Below are 18054 nucleotides of genomic sequence, written 5' to 3'. Positions count from 1 at the left end.
AAGAATGAACAAAGTTAACAGAAATGAATGCGATGTCATCTATAGATGTTGTTGAGGTGAAAAAATCTCAAGAAAAGCAAGAGTGATTTAAAAGTGAAGTAGCTGAAAATATGTCCGTTCTGTAATTCCATAATCGTGACATTTTGTTGAATGATAACTTAAAAGAAAATGGATATGCTTTGCATTTTAGAAGAGATTGTGAAGATTTCTACTTAAAATGGGAATGTGTTACAATAGTTATTAAGAATGAAAAAAGAAACTAGTTTGAAACGAGGAATTATATGAGTACAATCAAAAAGCGCAAGCCCAATAAACTAAAAATCGTTTTACGAGCATTAGCGATTATTATTGGTGCATTTATAACAGCATACGGACTAGAAGCGGTATTAATCCCAAACAACGTTTCAGATGGTGGTGTGACGGGTTTAAGTATCGTTAGTTCACAATTATTTGGATTACCATTAGGACTTCTAATCGCAATCTTTAACATCCCCTTTGTTTGGTTAGGGTATAAGCAAATTGGTAGAAATTTTGCTATTTATTCAGTTATCGGTATTGCTTCACTAGCAATCGGTACTGTTCTTATGCATGACGTACCAACTATTATTCACGGTGATACATTGTTAGTTACCGTTGTCGGTGGTATTATTATCGGTTTTGGTATGGGACTAGCATTGCGTAACGGTGGCGCATTAGATGGAATCGATATGTTAGCTGTATTACTTTCGCGAAAATTACCTTTTGGAACAAGTGATCTTATCTTATTTTTAAACATGTTTGTCTTTATTGTTGTTTCAACAGTGTTTGGTCTGCAAGGAGCGATTCTTTCAGCAATTGCGTACTTTATCGCTTCTAAAGTCATTCATATCGTTGAGGTAGGTTTAAGTGGTTCTAAAACATTTAAAATTATCACAAAGGAACCTGAATTAATGGTAGAAACAATTCGAGAGCGCTTGGGCCGAAGTGCAACGTATAATGAAGTGTACGGCGGTTATTCAAGAGAGAAATTTAAAGAAATCACTTGTGTGATTAACCGTTTAGAAGAAAGTAAAATGAAAGAAATCATTCATGAAATTGATGAAAGTGCCTTTATTACGGTATATGACGTAGCAGAAGTAAAGGGCGGCAATTTCAAGAAGCATGATATTCACTAGTTACAATTTAGAAAACTTTAATATAGTTTCACAAAAAATCACCTTTTCGTTTGATGAAAAGGTGATTTTTTAACGCTTATGGAGTAAAAAGAAAACCACTTCTTAAGTATTGGAAGTGGTTTTCGCTTTCTTGTAGAAATAGATTATTAGTAAAATACCTATAACGATACTAATGATAATCGTTAGTGTAATATACTTTGGATCTTTGTTTATTTCAGCTGGAATCACATGTTCTAAAATTGGACCGATACAAATTACGAATGCAACCAAAATTGTAGCCCATGATTTTGTATACAATGCAAATGCAATGAAAATAAGGATACATACACTAGCAATGATATAGCTTTGCATAGGAGTTGCGATGAAATAGTCTGTATCAAGTCTGCCATCTAACCAAAGATAAAAGCCAACCCATCCTCCGATAGTAATGAGCTGCGTTATTATTAAAAGAATCATTGAATTTTTCGTAGATGGATATACTTTCGGAAGTCCTTTAAAGAATACAAATGCAAATAGTGCCATTGTTAAGAAGACTGGTAGTGATCCAAATAGCAATATGTTTTGTGAAATTTTGAATGTTCCTCTAATGGCTGGAGCTACGCACATATAAGCAATAATCACTAAAATCGCAGCGGGAATTATTATGAGTAACCCTTCTTTGTCTGTTGGAAGTTCTTTCCCGATATTTTTCATATGCTGTTTACGACTTTTCCCAATGATATGATCGACACTTTGCCCTCTTGATTCAGCTTCTGTTAAATGAACTTCTAGCTCTTCCACTATCGCATTGATATCTTCATCTTTTTTTCCGCGTTGTAATAAATACATTCTGAGTTCGATTAAAAATTGTTCGGATTTTGTTGATAACATGTTATTCACTCCCTTTACTTATCACTTTTTCTACCGATATTTTTAAATTAGTCCAGCGTTCTTTAAAACTGCTTAGTTCTTTTTCACCTAATTCTGATAATTGATAGTATTTTCGCTTAGGGCCAGCAGTTGATTCTTTTAATACACTCGTAAGCAATCCTTCTTTTTGCATACGTAATAGTAATGGATAGATTGTGCCTTCACTAAAAGAGTGAAAACCGTAGCTATGCAACTTCTCTGTTAATTCATAACCGTATACTTCACCTTCTTGAATGATAGCTAAAATGCAACCATCCAGAATTCCTTTTAGCATTTGTGTTGAGTCAGCCATGTTAGCCTCCGATTCATATATCCTTTTAATACCTTGCAATGCAAGTGTTATGGTAAAGGTAACATGGAATTAACTTGTAATGCAAGGTATTACGTGTGTAGTTTTAATGTTTTGGAAAAAAAATCAAGTGAAACTATAATTTAACACTTCTAAAATTTATATGGCAGGATAATTTTGCTATAATAAATGAGTATGATTCACCTATAGAGGAGTGCTAGAAAATGCGATCATTTAATGTTGATGAATTTATTGCAAGTGTTTTACAATGGATATTAAATACAGCTCTTATTATCCTATCCATTGTTCTATCTATCTTTTTAATTAATGAAACAATCACATTTATACAATACATATTTTCCACAAAAAAATATACGTCTTATAAGCTAGTTGAAAGTATTATTGTTTACTTTTTATACTTTGAATTTATCGCATTAATTATTAAGTACTTCAAATCGAATTATCACTTTCCGCTACGATATTTTATTTATATAGGAATTACAGCGCTAATTCGATTAATTATCGTTTCTCATGAGGAACCACTTGAAACATTATTATATGCAGGGGCTATTCTTATTTTAGTTATTGCTTTATATATATCTAATATGAGGGATTTGAAGAAGCATTAGATAAAAAGTAGTGCAGACCAAGCTATTGGTTCGCACTACTTTTTTTGGTATTATGAATCCAAATATCAAAAGGGAGAAAATGCAATGGAAACATATAAAGAGATTGTAGCGGAACGCCGAATGTATACAGCTGCTAAAGATACACATTCCCATAGTTATGCCCAGCTCATTTTACCCCTTCAAGGAGAACTTGTTATAAAGGCTGGGGCACAAAACCTTCTCATAGACCAACAAACATTATTTTTTGTTCCTCCTGAATGTGATCATACTTTTCATTCTTCTGTACGTAATGAATTTTTGGTTCTAGATATCCCTTATTTTATGATTCCTGCTGGTGAGTTACAAAATAGGGGGATTTCTTATCAATTTACGAATCAGTGGAAAGGGATTCGCTATCTTATCCTGGATGGAATAGAACAGGGAAGATCTGCGCTTAAAGAGCTCTATCCGTATATTTCACATTGTTTACGACAAGAGCAACAACCTAAGTCGATTCAATATATCCACGAACATTATCATGAGAATATAACGGTACAAAAACTTGCGGAACTTGAGCATTATAATCGTTCCTATTATTCAGATTGGTTTCTAAAAGAGACAGGGAAATCTCCATCGGTATATATACAAGAAGTGCGCTTGAATAAGGCGAAAGACTTATTACGAAATACCAATTTACCTATTTTGCACATTGCAATTCAAGTAGGATTAGAGCACCAATCTTCCTTAACGCGTTTATTCCAAAAATATGAGGGAATCACACCGAGCCAATATCGAAAAGGTAACTTTTCATTTGTAACGAATACATGACATATGGTTAAAAATTACTGATTTTCAGTAAAAAAAATCTCATTGTATGTGTCTAAAATGTAAATATGGATATTGTAAAAACAGGAGGTAATATATGTGGCAAGCATTGAGGATTTTATGAAATTAGATATTCGTGTTGGGACTGTAATAGAAGCCATACCATTTCCGGAAGCGCGGAAACCGGCTATAAAATTAAAAATTGATTTCGGTGAGATGGGCCTTAAACAATCTTCAGCTCAAATTACGCGAAGATATGAACCAGAACAACTTATTGGCCAGCAAGTAATCGCAGTTGTGAATTTTCCTCCTAGACGTATCGCAGGTTTTAAATCTGAGGTATTAGTAGTAGGAGGTGTACCAGAAGAAGGGGACGTTGTGCTGTTAAAACCGGATGAGCCTGTTGCAAATGGAACGCCAATCGCATAAGAGTGTAAAAAATCGAATAGAAGTATGTAGTTTTTGATTACAGTATTTGGTTATTTCTTGACCTTTTGCAGAAACATATGCTAAAATCCCCTTTAAGAATAAGGAAGGTGCTTGAAATGCTTTATATAAAATTTGTAAAACTCGTTAGAAAACTTTGCTCCGCACAAATGTATACGGTGAAGCGTTGTACGGAGCTTAATCTGGGAGCATAATGTCTCTCATATTCATCGGCTGAATAGTCTTCGAAAAAAGTGTAGTTTTGCTATGCTTATTTGGTTATGACTATTAGCTGATGAGTAATAGATGAAAGGGCCATAGACAATGCTTTGTCTATGGCCCTTTGTGTATAGTATTCCAATGAGCTGTTACAAATTGGAGTAGTATAGCAAAAATTACGAAGCAGAGGGCTAGTGTCGGATGACGCTATCCCTCTGCTTTTTTTATTCTTAGGAAAAGAGGGATCATTATGAGCTTACTTAAAGTTGAAAATGTATCACATTGTTTTATAGATAAAATCTTATATGAAAATGCTACTTTTGATTTATACAAAGGAGAACATATGGGAGTAGTAGGACAAAATGGATCGGGAAAAAGTACGTTAATAAAAATATTGATGGGAGAAGTTATTCCTGATGCCGGCGATATAAAATGGCAATCTAATATTCAAATTGGACATTTGGATCAATATGCTGAAATTGATGGGAATCATACGGTTTTAGCATATTTAAAAATGGCTTTTATAGATTTATTTGAAATGGAAAAAAGAATGAGTAAGTTATATGAGGAGAGTGCGATAACTGGCGATGAAGAGCAATTGTTACAAGCAGCTGAGTATCAAGAACAGCTTGAAGCACAGGAATTTTACTCGATAGATAGCACAATAAATAAAATTGCTGCTGGTTTAGGAATTGATGCGATTGGTATGGATCGTAGAATCGAAGAATTAAGCGGTGGACAAAGAGCGAAAGTGATTTTGGCAAAGTTGCTACTTGAAAAACCGAATGTTCTGTTGCTAGATGAGCCAACGAACTTTTTGGATAAAGAACATGTTGAATGGCTTACTGGTTATTTAGTAGGGTTTGAGGGTGCTTTTATTGTTGTTTCTCATGATTTTGATTTCTTAGAAGAAGTGTCTTCTTGTATATGTGATATAGAGTTTGGAACAATCAAGAAGTACTACGGTAAATACTCAGATTTTTTAAGACAAAAGGAGCATTTACGAAAGGATTATATTCGTCAGTACCACGCACAACAAAAACAAATTGAAAAGACGGAAGAATATATTCGAAGAAATATTGCTGGGGTTAATTCTAAAATTGCGCAAGGGCGCAGAAAACAGCTCGAAAGGATGGAGCGAATTGCCCCGCCTGCTTTTACTCATAAACCATCTATTCGTTTTCGTGAACTTGACCTTTCAAAACAGACGGTTCTTACGATAAATGACCTTGAGGTGGGTTATAACTCAGCTCTTTTGCCAAAATTGAATTTCTCAGTTATAGGCGGCCAAAAGCTTGTTATTACAGGATTTAATGGCATTGGAAAATCTACATTATTAAAAACTTTAGTTGGACGCATTCCGAGCATTTCAGGGGATTTTGATTTTGCAGACCCAATAAAAATTGGTTATTATGAGCAAGATTTGAAATGGGAAAACGGGGCAATGACACCAATTCAGATTATTTCAGAACAGTTTCCAAAACTGAATATGAAAGAAATTCGTCATCATTTAGCGCAGTGCGGTGTAAAAGACACGAATGTAACACAAGAGATTCGTACATTAAGTGGTGGTGAACAGTCAAAAGTAAAATTATGCAGACTGTTACTAACTCCTTGTAACTTTTTAATTTTAGATGAGCCAACGAATCATTTGGATGCGGAAGCAAAGAAAGCTCTACAAAACGCTTTAGTACGGTTTAAGGGAAGTGTATTACTCGTTTCTCATGAAGGAAATTTTTATCGTGAGTGGGCAGATAGCATTTTCAATATAGAAAATGGCGTAATGTAAATCCTATTCAAAATACTTGAGATGAAACAAGAGGTGTAAATAAATTTATGTATGATAACAATTGGAAAACAAAAATCGTTCTATTCCTAACAGCACAAACCATTTCGTTGTTCGGTTCATCATTGGTTCAGTACGCAATTATATGGTATATCACACTTACAACATCATCTGGGATGATGTTGACCATTTCTACTGTTTGTGGTTTCCTTCCGCAAATTGCGATTTCTTTATTCGCAGGCGTGTGGATAGATCGTTATAACCGTAAGAAAATGATTATGTTATCCGATGGGATAATTGCGTTTGCGACATTCATTTTAGCAATTTTATTTGTAGTGGGTTATAAGAGCATTTGGTTACTTTTCATTGTATTGCTAATTCGGTCGGCTGGGACTGGGATACAAACTCCAGCTGTTAATGCTTTGATTCCACAGATTGTCCCAAAAGATAATCTTATGAAAGTAAATGGAGTAAACAGTAGCATTACATCTTTAATCATGTTTCTTTCACCGGCAGCAAGCGGAGCAATTCTCTCTATAGCAAGTATTGAATCTACATTTTTTATTGATGTTATTACTGCAGTCATCGGGATTGGCATCATGTTTATGATTCAGGTACCAGCGTATATAAACAAGGAAAATAAGCAAAAGTCTAACGTACAAGGTATAAAAGAAGGGTTTGCTTATTTAAAAGAAAATGTGTTCATTAAGCGATTGCTCGTGTTATTGATTATCATAATGATTTTAGCAAGCCCTGCCGCATTTTTAACACCTTTAATGGTGAGTCGTTCCTTTGGTGCGGAAATGTGGAGGTTAACAGCAAGTGAAATGACCTTCAGCGCTGGAGCTGCTGTGGGAGGAATCTTAATCGCTGCGTGGGGTGGCTTTAGAAATCGCATGCACACGACAGCTCTTGCATGTGCTTTATACGGCTTGATAATGATCGGATTAGGTATCGCGCCAATATTTGTCGTATATTTGTTGTTTAACTTCTTAATTGGAATAACGATGCCTTGTTTCAACACTCCAATTACAGTCTTATTGCAGGAGGAAGTTGAGCCTTCCATGCACGGTAGGGTGTTTAGTCTTGTACAAATTTCTAACTCATGTGCTTTGCCATTAGGGATGATTATATTCGGACCACTGGCTGATATTGTACAAGTAGAAAATTTATTAATATATGCAGGGACATTCGTTTTATTTTGTGCTTTTTATATTTTCTTTAGTAAACGATTTATTCTATAAAACAGTATAATTCAAGTGAAAAAAGTTTGTGGAACAGTAAATGTCCCACAAACTTTTTTATTTGAAATAATAAATATTTATTGTTTTACGATAAAATATTGTTGATTTATAATTTACTTTGGATTATTATATGGTTAGTAATTGAAGGGTGTTTCTTTTTTATGAAACAGAAAGAATTATCCGTATGATTAAAGTTTCACTTTATGTAATCCTTTCAATGTATTTGTTTGGATTACTGGAATCCCATTTTTTATTGCTTGAGTTCTAGAATGCCAACCATGTGACATTTTAGAATATGAAAAAAATGAATCTTAATTATTTAAAACGAGGAGAATATATGATGAAAAAGAAATTCTTATTAGCTATTACACCAATATTATTAGGGATTATTTGTCTTGGTATCCATGCCTCAAATAGTAGCGTGGCACCGGATGGTTTGCTTGTAGAACCTTATTTCTTCTTAGTTCCAGTAAGTTATGTATTATTTTTAACTGGTATTATTTCTGTGTTGTTTGTGGCGATTGTTACGATGTTTAAAAAAGGGAAACTTAATTAATTCAATTGAGATACTCTTTTAAATATATAAAAGGAAGCATAACTTAGGGTTATGCTTCTTTTTTGATTGTGCAAGAGCATGCTTCATCGTTAGTAATAAACAAAGAAGGATCACTCTTTATAACAAGATGTATTTTTTGCCTAATCATATATCCAATTATAAATTTTTGATAGTAGAAGGTTAATATAAACCAAAAAGTGATGGTAATTCCTTAAATGGATTAAATTTCCGCACATCAGACATAATAATGCTTAAGAAATTCCAATTAGGATAAAAAATTGCAGTGTCAACTGCTGATATTGGGTGATTAAAATGTGGAAACCGCTTATTTCTTATCTTCCAGATTGGAAAGTGTTTGTGCAAGCTTTTATCGTATTTTTCGTTCCTTATGTGGCCTCGCGAGTTTTTAGCTGGATCCGTACATTAGAGAAAGAGTGATGAGGGTGAAAGAACAGGAATCAAAGATGAAACAGATAGAAAAACAAGGTGATACATATAAGGAGCAAAGTGGAACAGGTCATTTTACAGGCAATTTCACCGTGGATTTAGCGAGTGTAAAGGAAGAAATTCGTTATAACTCCGATGTACACATTCGAGAGTTTAACATAGGGTGTACAAATGTTAGAGCAGCACTTGTTTTTGTCGAAGGACTGTCGGATAAAGATCTTATCGACATGCATATTATGAAGTCATTGATGTTTAATTTTTATGAAGAGTACAAGAGTGTGCCGTCTTATGTGGAAGGTACCATTTCAAAAGAGTTTATTAAGAATCGAGTCCTTACTGTTAGTGGTATAGAAGAAGTGCATTCTATAAAAGGATTGATGTCGAAAGTTTTGATGGGCTCAACAGCACTTTTGATTGATGGATTATCAGATGTATTCATTCTTTATACAAAAAAAGGGAAAACACGGAATGTTGAAGAGCCCATATCAGAAGTGTCAGTTAGAGGGCCGCGGATAGGATTCACAGAAGTTTTATGTGAGAATACCGCTTTGTTACGGCTACATGGTGAAAATGAGGATTTATCATTAATAAAATTCCAGGTAGGAACGCGAGCAAAAAAAGAGTTGGTTATTGCCTATATGAAAGAGATTGCTGACTCAGAGTTAGTAGAAGAGGTTAAGAAAAGAATTCAGAAAATCGATATTGATAATGTACCGGAATCAGGGTATGTAGAGCAGCTCATTGAAGATAATTACCTCAGTCCTTTTCCACAAGTGCAGAGTACGGAGCGCCCGGATCGGGTTATCGCAGCCTTAATGGAAGGACGGGTTGCAATTTTATTGGATGGAACGCCTTTTGCTTTAATTGTACCAGTTACATTTAGCATGCTGATGCAATCACCTGAAGATTATTATGAACGTTGGATTCCAGGCACATTTATCCGTTTATTGCGTTTTGGAGCAGCTATAATTTCTCTTTTTGTACCTGCTTTATATATTTCTTTTATCTCATTTCACCCCGGATTGATTCCAACTAAGTTAGCTATTTCAATCATAGGAGGACGAGAAGGGGTTCCGTTTCCTGCAATTATAGAAGCGCTGTTTATGGAAATAGCCATCGAAATTTTACGGGAAGCAGGATTACGTTTACCTAAACCGATTGGTTCAGCGATGGGGATTGTCGGTGGATTAATCATTGGAGAGGCTGCAGTACAGGCAGGGATTGTCAGTCCAGTTATGGTCATCGTAGTAGCAGCAACCGCTATTTCCTCCTTCGCTCTCTCACATTATAGTGCAGCAATTCCACTTCGTATTCTTCGTTTTGTAGCTATGTTTTGTGCTGCCATATTTGGATTATATGGGGTCATCTTGTTTTTTCTTTTCTTATGCAGTCATGTAGCGAGATTGAAGAGTTTTGGTGTGCCCTATGCTAGTCCAGCCGTTCTTTATCGACTTAGTGATTGGAAGGATTTTGTGATACGTATGCCACTTCAGATGATGAAACGTCGTCCGACAATGATGAAGCCCAAAGATTCAATACGAAAAGGAAGTGAAGAGTGATGATTACCGGTCCAAAAGATCGAATTCCGACTTCCCAAGCAGTTGTCATTCTTATTAATTATATACTTGCAGTAGGAATTCTTACTCTGCCTAGAACAGCTGCGGAGAAAGTCAAGACACCAGATGTTTGGATAACTGTTATTGTCGGGGGGGGAATTGCGATGGTTGCAGGGGTAATCATCGTTAAATTAAGTCAACAGTTTCCTGGAAAAACTTTTTATCAATATAGTCAAGACATTGTAGGAAAATGGGTGGGGGCGTTACTTAGTCTACTCATTGTAGGCTACTTTGTTATGCTTTCCTCATTTGAAGTTAGAGTGCTAGGAGAAGTAACAAGTTTTTTTTTATTGGAAGGCACCCCTGGGTGGGCTATTATCATGCCGTTTATGTGGGTAAGTATTTATTTGAACTTAGGCGGTATAAACTCGATAGCTCGCCTGTTTGAAATAATCTTTCCAATTACAGTCTTCATTTTTTTGCTGACTTCCTTTATGAGTATTGGAATATTTGAGTTAGATAATCTCCGTCCTGTATTAGGGTTAGGAGTTATGCCAGTATTAAAAGGCATAAAAACAACAACTCTCGCATATTCAGGAGCCGAAATCATGTTGATCCTTTTGGCATTTATGAAACAACCACTCCAGGCTGTAAAAGTCGTTCTCATCGGAACCGCTATTCCCTTAGTCTTTTATGTCGTGACAGTTGTTATGGTGATAGGAGCGTTTTCAGTTGATGGGGTGATAATGAGAACCTGGCCTACAATTGATCTTATGCGAAGTTTTGAAATCCCCGGTTTGATATTTGAACGGTTTGAGTCTTTATTACTTGTGATATGGATCATGCAAATATTTGCAACTTATACAATCTGTTACTATGCTGCAGCCTTGGGATTAGCACAGCTTTTTAACAAGAATAGTCACTCATTTATGTATGGGCTTCTTCCGATTATTTACATTATTGCTGAGATACCGAAAAACATTAATGATCTATTTAAATTTGGGGATATGATTGGCAATGTAGCGCTTGTATTATTCGGTATCTTTCCACTGCTTCTTCTTGTAATTTCGAAATGGAGGAAGAGAAAGAATGAACCGAAGTGTGAATAATATACGGCTTCTTTTCGTTGTATCATCAGTTCTTTTGCTTCTGGCTCTTACAGGATGTTGGAGCAGTCATGAAATTGAAGAACTTGGTTTCGCGGTAGGTTTGGCAATTGATAAAGGAAAGGAGACGAATGTTGAGAGAGAGATAGAAGAACAAGGAGGAGGTTATCAGAAAAAAAATCTTGTAACATCAACCTATCAATTGGTTACACCACAATTAGCATCAGGAGGAGGAAAAGGTGGAATATCGCAACAAAAACCTTACACGAATATTTCTGAAACTGGAGATTCCCTTCACCAATCGATTCGTGAAGTTGCATTAAGACGGCAGAGGCCTATAATTTTTCATCACACGAAAGTGATTGTTGTTAGTGAAAATCTTGCGCGGACGTATAGTTTGAAACAGCTGCTGGATATTTATATCCGTGATAATGAGATAAGACCAAATTGTCTCGTGTTGATTAGTAAAGGGCGAGCTAGCGAGACCTTGAAATCGAAGGAAAAAGGAGAAATTCCAGCGTTTCTTTTGCTTGGAATTGCGGATAATCAATATAGATCATCGCGGATTTTACCTCCTATGCCGCTTGCTAAATTATCAGGAAAGATAAAGTCAGGAGATAGTTTTCTTTTGCCAAATGTGATTTCGGTAAATGGAGAAGTGAAATTTGCGGGCGCTGCCGTAATCAAAGGAAAGACAAAAAAACTGCGTGGCTTTTTGAATGAAAATGAGGTGGAAGGCTTAACATGGCTAACTGGGAAAGGGAAAAGCGGTTTAGTGAAAAGTTTTGATGCAAAGACAGGAAAACCCATCATGTATGAAGTGAAATCTATGAAAAGTAAAATTCAACCCCACGTTAAAGGGGATAATATCTCTTTTGATGTGGATATTCAATCAGAGGGACGGATATCTGAAAACTGGGTCACTTCGGGAAAACCTTTTGAAAATAAGTTTCTAAAAAGTGTAGAAAAAGCTGCGAAACAAGAAGTGAATCGATTGGTGAAGCGTACATTGAAAAAAATTCAAAAGGAATATCACACCGATGTGGCTGGCTTCGGTAACAGATTGAAAATTGAGTATCCAAAGGTATGGAAAAAGGTCGAAAAAGATTGGGATAAAACATTTAGTAAGGTTCCAATCAAATACAGCATAAAGTTAACGATCCAGGACTATGGTACGGAAGGATCTTAGAAGTGAGATTCCTTATCCAGTATTGTTTTATAGCATAAGAAAAATAAAACCAATTGCTTTTCTCGTCATTATCTGCCAAGCTTAAGAAGATAAAATACTTCAGAGAAAGAAATGTATAGGTGACGAATATGATTGAAATAAAGACTTCTGAACTTAGTGATGGAGAATTTAATAGAGGTGTATTTGCGACTCGTGATATAAAAAAAGGTGAGCTTATACACGCAGCACCAGTTATCTCTTACCCAAATGAACAGCATGAGTTTATAGAGAAAACGTTACTTGCTGACTACGCATTTGAGTATGGAGTGAATCATACGGCAATTCTTTTAGGGTATGGCATGCTATTTAACCATTCTTATACGCCGAATGCAACATATGAGATTGTCTTTGAAAATCATACGTTTAATTTCTTTGCTTATAAGGATATAAAAGCAGGAGAAGAGGTACTTATCAACTATAATGGTGAAGTTGATGACGATGAGTTACTATGGTTCGATAAGGAAAAAGAAGAAAACGATAAGTAATACAGTCTGGAAAGGGCACATTCTATTGGATGTGCTCTTTTGTATGGAATGAAAATATAATTTTTTTGAAACCAAACTGTACTTTTATTTATCTAATAGATGAAAGGAGGGGATACGATGGATGAAATAAAATTAGTCAAAAAAGCAAAAAAAGGTGACGATGCAGCTTTTGAACAGCTTATTAGCCTATATCAAGACCAGTTGTACCGCACTGCTTATCTGTATGTACAGAATAAAGAAGATGCACTGGACGTTGTACAGGAAACAGTATATAAAGCGTACTTATCCATAGATCAATTAAAGAAACCAAACTATTTTTTGACATGGTTGACACGTATTCTTATACATAATGCCTATCAGCTATTAGGTGAAAAGAAAAAAGTGAAGAAGTTAGAGGATGGAAGAAAAGCAGATACATATGGCGGGATGCCAAGCAAACTACATCAAATTGAACAAAATATTGATTTGCAGGGAGCAATTCAAAGGTTGGATGAAAATTATCAAACAGTAATCATTTTATATTATTATTATGATCTTCCAATTCATCAAATTGCGTGGCAAATGAATGTGCCAGAGGGAACGGTAAAGACATATTTGCACCGGGCGAGAAAATCTTTAAAAAAATTATTAGGGGGGAGTGATGAGAATTGGATAAGCAGTGGTTTAATGACGAAGTAAATAAAATTGAAGTTCCAGGGCAAGAATTGAATCTGACTATACAAAAAGGTATTGCTAGAGCAAAAGCAGAAAAGCCAGCTAAAAAGATATATAAGAAAAGAAAAATTGCTTTGTTAACTGCCGCTTCAATATGTATAGGCGTATTAGGTTCTGGGTTTGTGTTTCCGCAAATGAGTCGTGTATTGGCGGAAGTTCCGATTATCGGGAAAATTTATTCGCATTTTCATGATACAATTGGTCAAAACTTGTCGGCAAGTAAGCTTGTAACAGAGTTAAATCAGCAAGCGGTGAGCAATGGAATTAGCGTAACAATGAATAGTGTGTATTATGATGGTGGTAGAATTGGGATTACGTTTAAAGTGGATAATCCAGACGAAGTATTTATAAAGAACAATTCTGGTAGGGATTTTTATTATGATTTTAAACTTGTTGATGGAAGCGAAAAATGGGGGCGTGCAGCTTCATTTGATGGGAAAATTACAAAAGACGGTTGGTTTGGGAATATTCATATTGATTATCCAGAAAAAGAGCTTCCCCAAAATACAACATTGCCAATTACTATTACGTCTATCGGAGATACAAAAGGGATTTGGAAATTTGATATTCCCGTACAACAATTGGAGAATAAAATGATTCAGCCTCAGCAGTCTATTAGTAGTGAAGATAATGAACATACATTGAACTTTGAAAAGATTACAGTTGGGAAAAGCTCAATTGCAATCGACTATAAAGCCATTTATCCACTTATTGGAGAAAATGATTTAGCGAGAATCGGAAAAGTAACTGATGATAAAGGAAATGAAATCGATTTTAAAACGTCAGGTATTGAATTTGGAAGAGAAAAAGTCGGAAATCGGATAGAATCTGATGAGCGCTCTATTTTTGGGGAAGTTCCAGAGGACGCAGAATTTATTATACTACATCCAAATGTGAGATTGTCTGAAAAGCCGTCTATTCAGGCTTTAAATCAAAAGACACCATTTGAAATACAAAGTACTCGTAGTGATTTCAAGATTGTTGTTAATAGCATTCAGCATAAAAAACAAAGGCTAATTTTGCAATATACATTGCAAAATGTCGATACAAAACATATTTCTATGGATGAGTTGATCAATCGAGGGGAAGTTATGAATTTAATTGATTCTTCATATTTAGACAAAGAATTTGCACCGATTGGCCATGTGATAAAGGGGAGCGATGTAAAGGTATTGAATAAGGAAAAGTTACAATTCCAGGCGACATTTAAGTTAGATGGTGAATATGGTGTAAAGAATTTTAGTTTGAAGAATTATGTATTAGAAGTAGAAATGTCACCATATCATCCCGAAAAAGAATTACTGCCAGTTAAAGTTCAATTAAAATAACATAAAAAAAGGATGCCCTTAACATATAAAGAGGCATCCTTTTATATTACAAGAGCCTTACACTTTTGCAATATCTATTGTTGATGTGACAAAATATAGACATTTTTATCAGTTTGAAAAGTTCCTTCTTTAACCATATTTTTTCACATTGACATGCGATATAATAGAGTTTTGTAAAGGAAGAGATTAGATTTGAAATTTTTTCACCTTAAACTTGGTTATATCGGAAAATTTTTGAAGGTAAAGTTTTCTTCTCGATTTTTTGATAAGATAGAGACGGAAGCTATCTTACTAAACTATTCAGGTAATCTATGTGGTGGCCGATTACCTACTTATTTTCAGCATGGCATTACATGTAGTGTAGTAAATGAACTTGTAAGCGGAATGAAAGAGAATAAGAGAAATAGTTTTAAGAATGCTGGAACTATCGAGAGGATAGGCCATTAATTATTAATAGAAATAGAGGAATCATAGAATGAATATGCAGGAAGTATATAAATATTTAAGTAAAGTATTACCAGAAGAACATGTAAAACAAGATGAGATGTTAAAGAATCATACGCATATAAAAGTAGGGGGAAAAGCAGATGTGTTTGTGCAGCCCACTACTTATACTGAAATTCAACAAGTTGTACAATATGCGAATACACACAATATCCCGATTACGTTTTTAGGAAATGGTTCTAATGTGATTATAAAAGACGGTGGTATTCGTGGAATTACATTAAGTTTGACCCATATTACGGATATTACTGTGAATGAACAAACAATTGTAGCCCAAAGTGGTGCAGCAATTATTGATGTATCAAAAGTGGCGCTAGAACATACTTTAACAGGACTAGAATTTGCTTGTGGTATACCAGGTTCTGTTGGAGGAGCCTTATATATGAATGCAGGTGCATACGGTGGCGAGGTGGCATACGTATTAACAAAAGCGGTTGTCATGACAAAAGAGGGAGAGCTGACTACTCTTTCAAAAGACGACTTTGATTTTGGATATCGTAAAAGCACATTTGCCAATAACCACTACATCATACTTGAAGCTACATTTGAACTTGAGAATGGTGTATATGAAGAGATTAAAGAAAAAATGGATGATTTAACGTATAAAAGAGAATCGAAGCAGCCATTAGAATACCCTTCATGTGGTAGTGTCTTTAAGCGTCCGCCTAACCATTTTGCTGGTAAACTTATCCAAGATTCTGAACTGCAAGGAACGCGAATTGGCGGTGTTGAAGTTTCAACAAAACATGCTGGATTCATGGTGAACGTTGATAATGGGACGGCGCAAGATTATATCGATTTGATTCATTTTGTTCAAAAAACAGTGAAAGAGAAATTTGGTATTATGTTAGAAAGAGAAGTAAGGATTATTGGAGAAGATTTAAATTAAATAATTTCCAAAAAAATTTTGGGTATAATTGACAACATGTTTTCAATTCACTATAATGGCTATAATTTAACATATTCAATACGCTGAAAGAGCCCAGTAGCAGTTTGTCACTGTTATCGAGAAAGCTAGGGGTTGATGGAACCTAGCACAAACAAACTTGTGAATTACACTCTGGAGTATCTTAGGTAATGCTAAGCGGAGTAGCAAACGATATGATTGCTAAGAGTGGTATGAATAGTAGCATGGATACTATTTGTGCAATCTGGGTGGTAACACGGTTAATAATCGTCCCTATGTCTGGTATAGACATAGGGACTTTTTTGTTTTTTTGAAAGAGAAATTCAAATATTGAAGGGGATGGAAAGACATGAACATTATTGATGAATTAGAATGGCGCGATGCCGTTAATCAACAAACAGATGCAGAGGGATTACGTAAACTAGTAGAAGAGAAAAAAATTTCCTTGTACTGCGGCGTTGATCCAACTGGTGACAGTATGCATATTGGACATTTAATTCCGTTTATGATGATGAAACGTTTTCAATTAGCAGGACATCATCCGGTTATCTTAATTGGGGGAGCAACAGGAACGATTGGTGATCCAAGTGGACGACAAACAGAACGTCAATTGCAAACATTGGAACAAGTGCAACATAATGTGGATGCATTAACAGCGCAAATGAAAAAGCTATTTGACTTCGGTGGCAATAGTGAAGTGAAAATGGTAAATAACTACGAATGGACACATCAAATCAATATTATCGAGTTTTTACGTGACTACGGTAAAAACTTTAGTATAAATAGCATGTTAGCGAAAGACATAGTGGCAAGCCGTTTGGATACAGGGATTTCATTTACGGAATTCACATACCAAATCTTACAAGCGATGGATTTCCATCACTTATACAAAGAAGAAGGTGTCCAATTACAAATTGGTGGCAGTGACCAGTGGGGAAATATTACGAGTGGTTTAGATTTAATTCGTAAATTAGAGGGGCATGAAGCAAAAGTATTTGGATTAACAATTCCGTTATTATTAAAATCAGACGGTACGAAGTTTGGTAAATCAGCAGGCGGAGCAGTTTGGTTAGATTCTGAAAAAACAACGCCATTTGAATTTTACCAGTTCTGGGTGAATACAGATGACCGTGATGTCGTTAAGTACTTGAAATACTTTACATTCTTAACGAAAGAAAGAATTGATGAATTAGCAGTTAAAGTGCAAACAGAGCCGCATAAACGTGAAGCACAAAAAGTATTAGCTGAAGAAATGACGAAATTTGTTCATGGTGAGCATGCGCTTACGCAAGCTTTAAAAATTACAGCGGCATTATTCAGTGGGGATATTAAATCATTAACTGCTGATGAAATTGAACAAGGCTTTAAAGATATGCCAACTTTCCACGCTTCAAAAGAAACAAAAAATATCGTCGAGTGGTTAGTTGATTTAGGAATTGAACCTTCTAGACGTCAGGCGCGCGAAGATATTAATAATGGGGCAATTTTGATGAATGGAGATAAAGTAACAGATGTGAATACAGATGTAACGGCGGAAAATTCATTCGACGGAAGATTTATTATTATCCGTAAAGGTAAAAAGAATTACAGCTTGGTGAAATTAGGCGCATAAGGTTTTGTTATAGAGTAGAAGTGAGAGAGATCCTTGCTTCTACTTTTATAATATCCATAATTTCGTCATAAAAAAGTCAGTATATTAAGACTATTGTAGAGGTTTCTCTAGCTTTCGTGGCGAATAAAAATAATATATAAATCATTGCCAC

At 35.2% G+C, this 18054-nt stretch carries 18 protein-coding genes and 1 other annotated feature; of the genes, 16 read left to right on the top strand and 2 right to left on the bottom strand.

Annotated features, from left to right (window positions below):
• The first annotated feature begins 281 nt into the window (after window positions 1-281).
• Entirely contained in the window at window positions 282-1154 is an 873-nt protein-coding gene (locus tag AAIE21_RS14850; RefSeq protein WP_343267482.1) for a YitT family protein, read from the top strand.
• Between the two features lie 102 nt (window positions 1155-1256).
• Here the strand turns inward: AAIE21_RS14850 and AAIE21_RS14845 are convergent, their stop codons facing one another.
• The gene (locus AAIE21_RS14845) at window positions 1257-2024 is read right to left on the bottom strand and encodes an NADH dehydrogenase subunit (protein ID WP_343267481.1); all 768 of its coding nucleotides are present in this window, start codon (window positions 2022-2024) and stop codon (window positions 1257-1259) included.
• 1 nt (window position 2025) lies between these two features.
• A complete protein-coding gene (locus AAIE21_RS14840) occupies window positions 2026-2355 on the bottom strand; it encodes a PadR family transcriptional regulator (protein WP_343267480.1) in 330 nt (109 codons plus the stop codon).
• A 221-nt stretch (window positions 2356-2576) separates the two neighbouring features.
• On the opposite strand from AAIE21_RS14840, the gene psiE reads away from it, so the two are divergent.
• The 15 genes from psiE to tyrS all read left to right on the top strand — a co-directional run bounded on the left by psiE (window position 2577) and on the right by tyrS (window position 17903).
• Window positions 2577-2981 (top strand): phosphate-starvation-inducible protein PsiE, encoded by a 405-nt coding sequence (psiE, locus tag AAIE21_RS14835; protein ID WP_174100984.1) that lies wholly within the window; start codon window positions 2577-2579, stop codon window positions 2979-2981.
• 84 nt (window positions 2982-3065) lie between these two features.
• Entirely contained in the window at window positions 3066-3788 is a 723-nt protein-coding gene (locus AAIE21_RS14830) for a helix-turn-helix transcriptional regulator (protein WP_343267479.1), read from the top strand.
• A 96-nt stretch (window positions 3789-3884) separates the two neighbouring features.
• Complete coding sequence (gene csaA / locus AAIE21_RS14825) at window positions 3885-4214, top strand: chaperone CsaA (protein WP_343267478.1); 330 nt, start codon at window positions 3885-3887, stop codon at window positions 4212-4214.
• 466 nt (window positions 4215-4680) lie between these two features.
• On the top strand, window positions 4681-6219 hold the full coding sequence (locus tag AAIE21_RS14820) for an ABC-F family ATP-binding cassette domain-containing protein (RefSeq protein WP_343267477.1): 1539 nt from the start codon (window positions 4681-4683) through the stop codon (window positions 6217-6219).
• 47 nt (window positions 6220-6266) lie between these two features.
• Window positions 6267-7460, top strand: a complete 1194-nt coding sequence (locus tag AAIE21_RS14815; RefSeq protein ID WP_343267476.1) for an MFS transporter — start codon at window positions 6267-6269, stop codon at window positions 7458-7460.
• Between the two features lie 337 nt (window positions 7461-7797).
• The gene (locus tag AAIE21_RS14810; RefSeq protein ID WP_343267475.1) at window positions 7798-8016 is read left to right on the top strand and encodes a DUF3955 domain-containing protein; all 219 of its coding nucleotides are present in this window, start codon (window positions 7798-7800) and stop codon (window positions 8014-8016) included.
• A gap of 437 nt (window positions 8017-8453) precedes the next feature.
• Entirely contained in the window at window positions 8454-10022 is a 1569-nt protein-coding gene (locus AAIE21_RS14805) for a spore germination protein (protein ID WP_343267474.1), read from the top strand.
• Window positions 10022-11128: a spore germination protein gene (locus AAIE21_RS14800; protein ID WP_343267473.1), complete on the top strand. Its 1107-nt coding sequence runs from the start codon at window positions 10022-10024 to the stop codon at window positions 11126-11128. The genes AAIE21_RS14805 and AAIE21_RS14800 overlap by 1 nt, the downstream gene beginning before the upstream one ends.
• Window positions 11109-12314 carry a Ger(x)C family spore germination protein gene (locus tag AAIE21_RS14795; RefSeq protein ID WP_343267472.1) on the top strand — a complete coding sequence of 402 codons (1206 nt, stop codon included), beginning with the start codon at window positions 11109-11111 and terminating at the stop codon, window positions 12312-12314. Before AAIE21_RS14800 ends, AAIE21_RS14795 begins: the two co-directional genes overlap by 20 nt.
• A 128-nt stretch (window positions 12315-12442) precedes the next feature.
• Complete coding sequence (locus AAIE21_RS14790) at window positions 12443-12838, top strand: SET domain-containing protein (RefSeq protein ID WP_343267471.1); 396 nt, start codon at window positions 12443-12445, stop codon at window positions 12836-12838.
• A 117-nt stretch (window positions 12839-12955) separates the two neighbouring features.
• The gene (locus AAIE21_RS14785) at window positions 12956-13516 is read left to right on the top strand and encodes a sigma-70 family RNA polymerase sigma factor (RefSeq protein WP_343267470.1); all 561 of its coding nucleotides are present in this window, start codon (window positions 12956-12958) and stop codon (window positions 13514-13516) included.
• Window positions 13486-14880, top strand: coding sequence for a DUF4179 domain-containing protein (locus AAIE21_RS14780; RefSeq protein ID WP_343267469.1), 1395 nt, complete (start codon window positions 13486-13488; stop codon window positions 14878-14880). Before AAIE21_RS14785 ends, AAIE21_RS14780 begins: the two co-directional genes overlap by 31 nt.
• 192 nt (window positions 14881-15072) lie before the next feature.
• Entirely contained in the window at window positions 15073-15327 is a 255-nt protein-coding gene (locus tag AAIE21_RS14775) for a hypothetical protein (RefSeq protein ID WP_343267468.1), read from the top strand.
• Window positions 15328-15355: 28 nt separating this feature from the next.
• A complete protein-coding gene (gene murB, locus AAIE21_RS14770; protein ID WP_343267467.1) occupies window positions 15356-16273 on the top strand; it encodes a UDP-N-acetylmuramate dehydrogenase in 918 nt (305 codons plus the stop codon).
• 74 nt (window positions 16274-16347) lie between these two features.
• Window positions 16348-16569, top strand: a binding site (T-box leader).
• Between the two features lie 71 nt (window positions 16570-16640).
• Window positions 16641-17903 (top strand): tyrosine--tRNA ligase, encoded by a 1263-nt coding sequence (tyrS, locus tag AAIE21_RS14765; protein WP_343267466.1) that lies wholly within the window; start codon window positions 16641-16643, stop codon window positions 17901-17903.
• Window positions 17904-18054 lie beyond the last annotated feature (151 nt).

Origin of the sequence: Paenibacillus sp. 102 (assembly GCF_039549175.1) — a bacterium.
Taxonomy (GTDB): Bacteria; Bacillota; Bacilli; order Bacillales; family Bacillaceae_G; genus Bacillus_A.
Note: the sequence above shows the minus strand (reverse complement) of the source record. Positions and strands in the feature narration are given on the sequence as shown.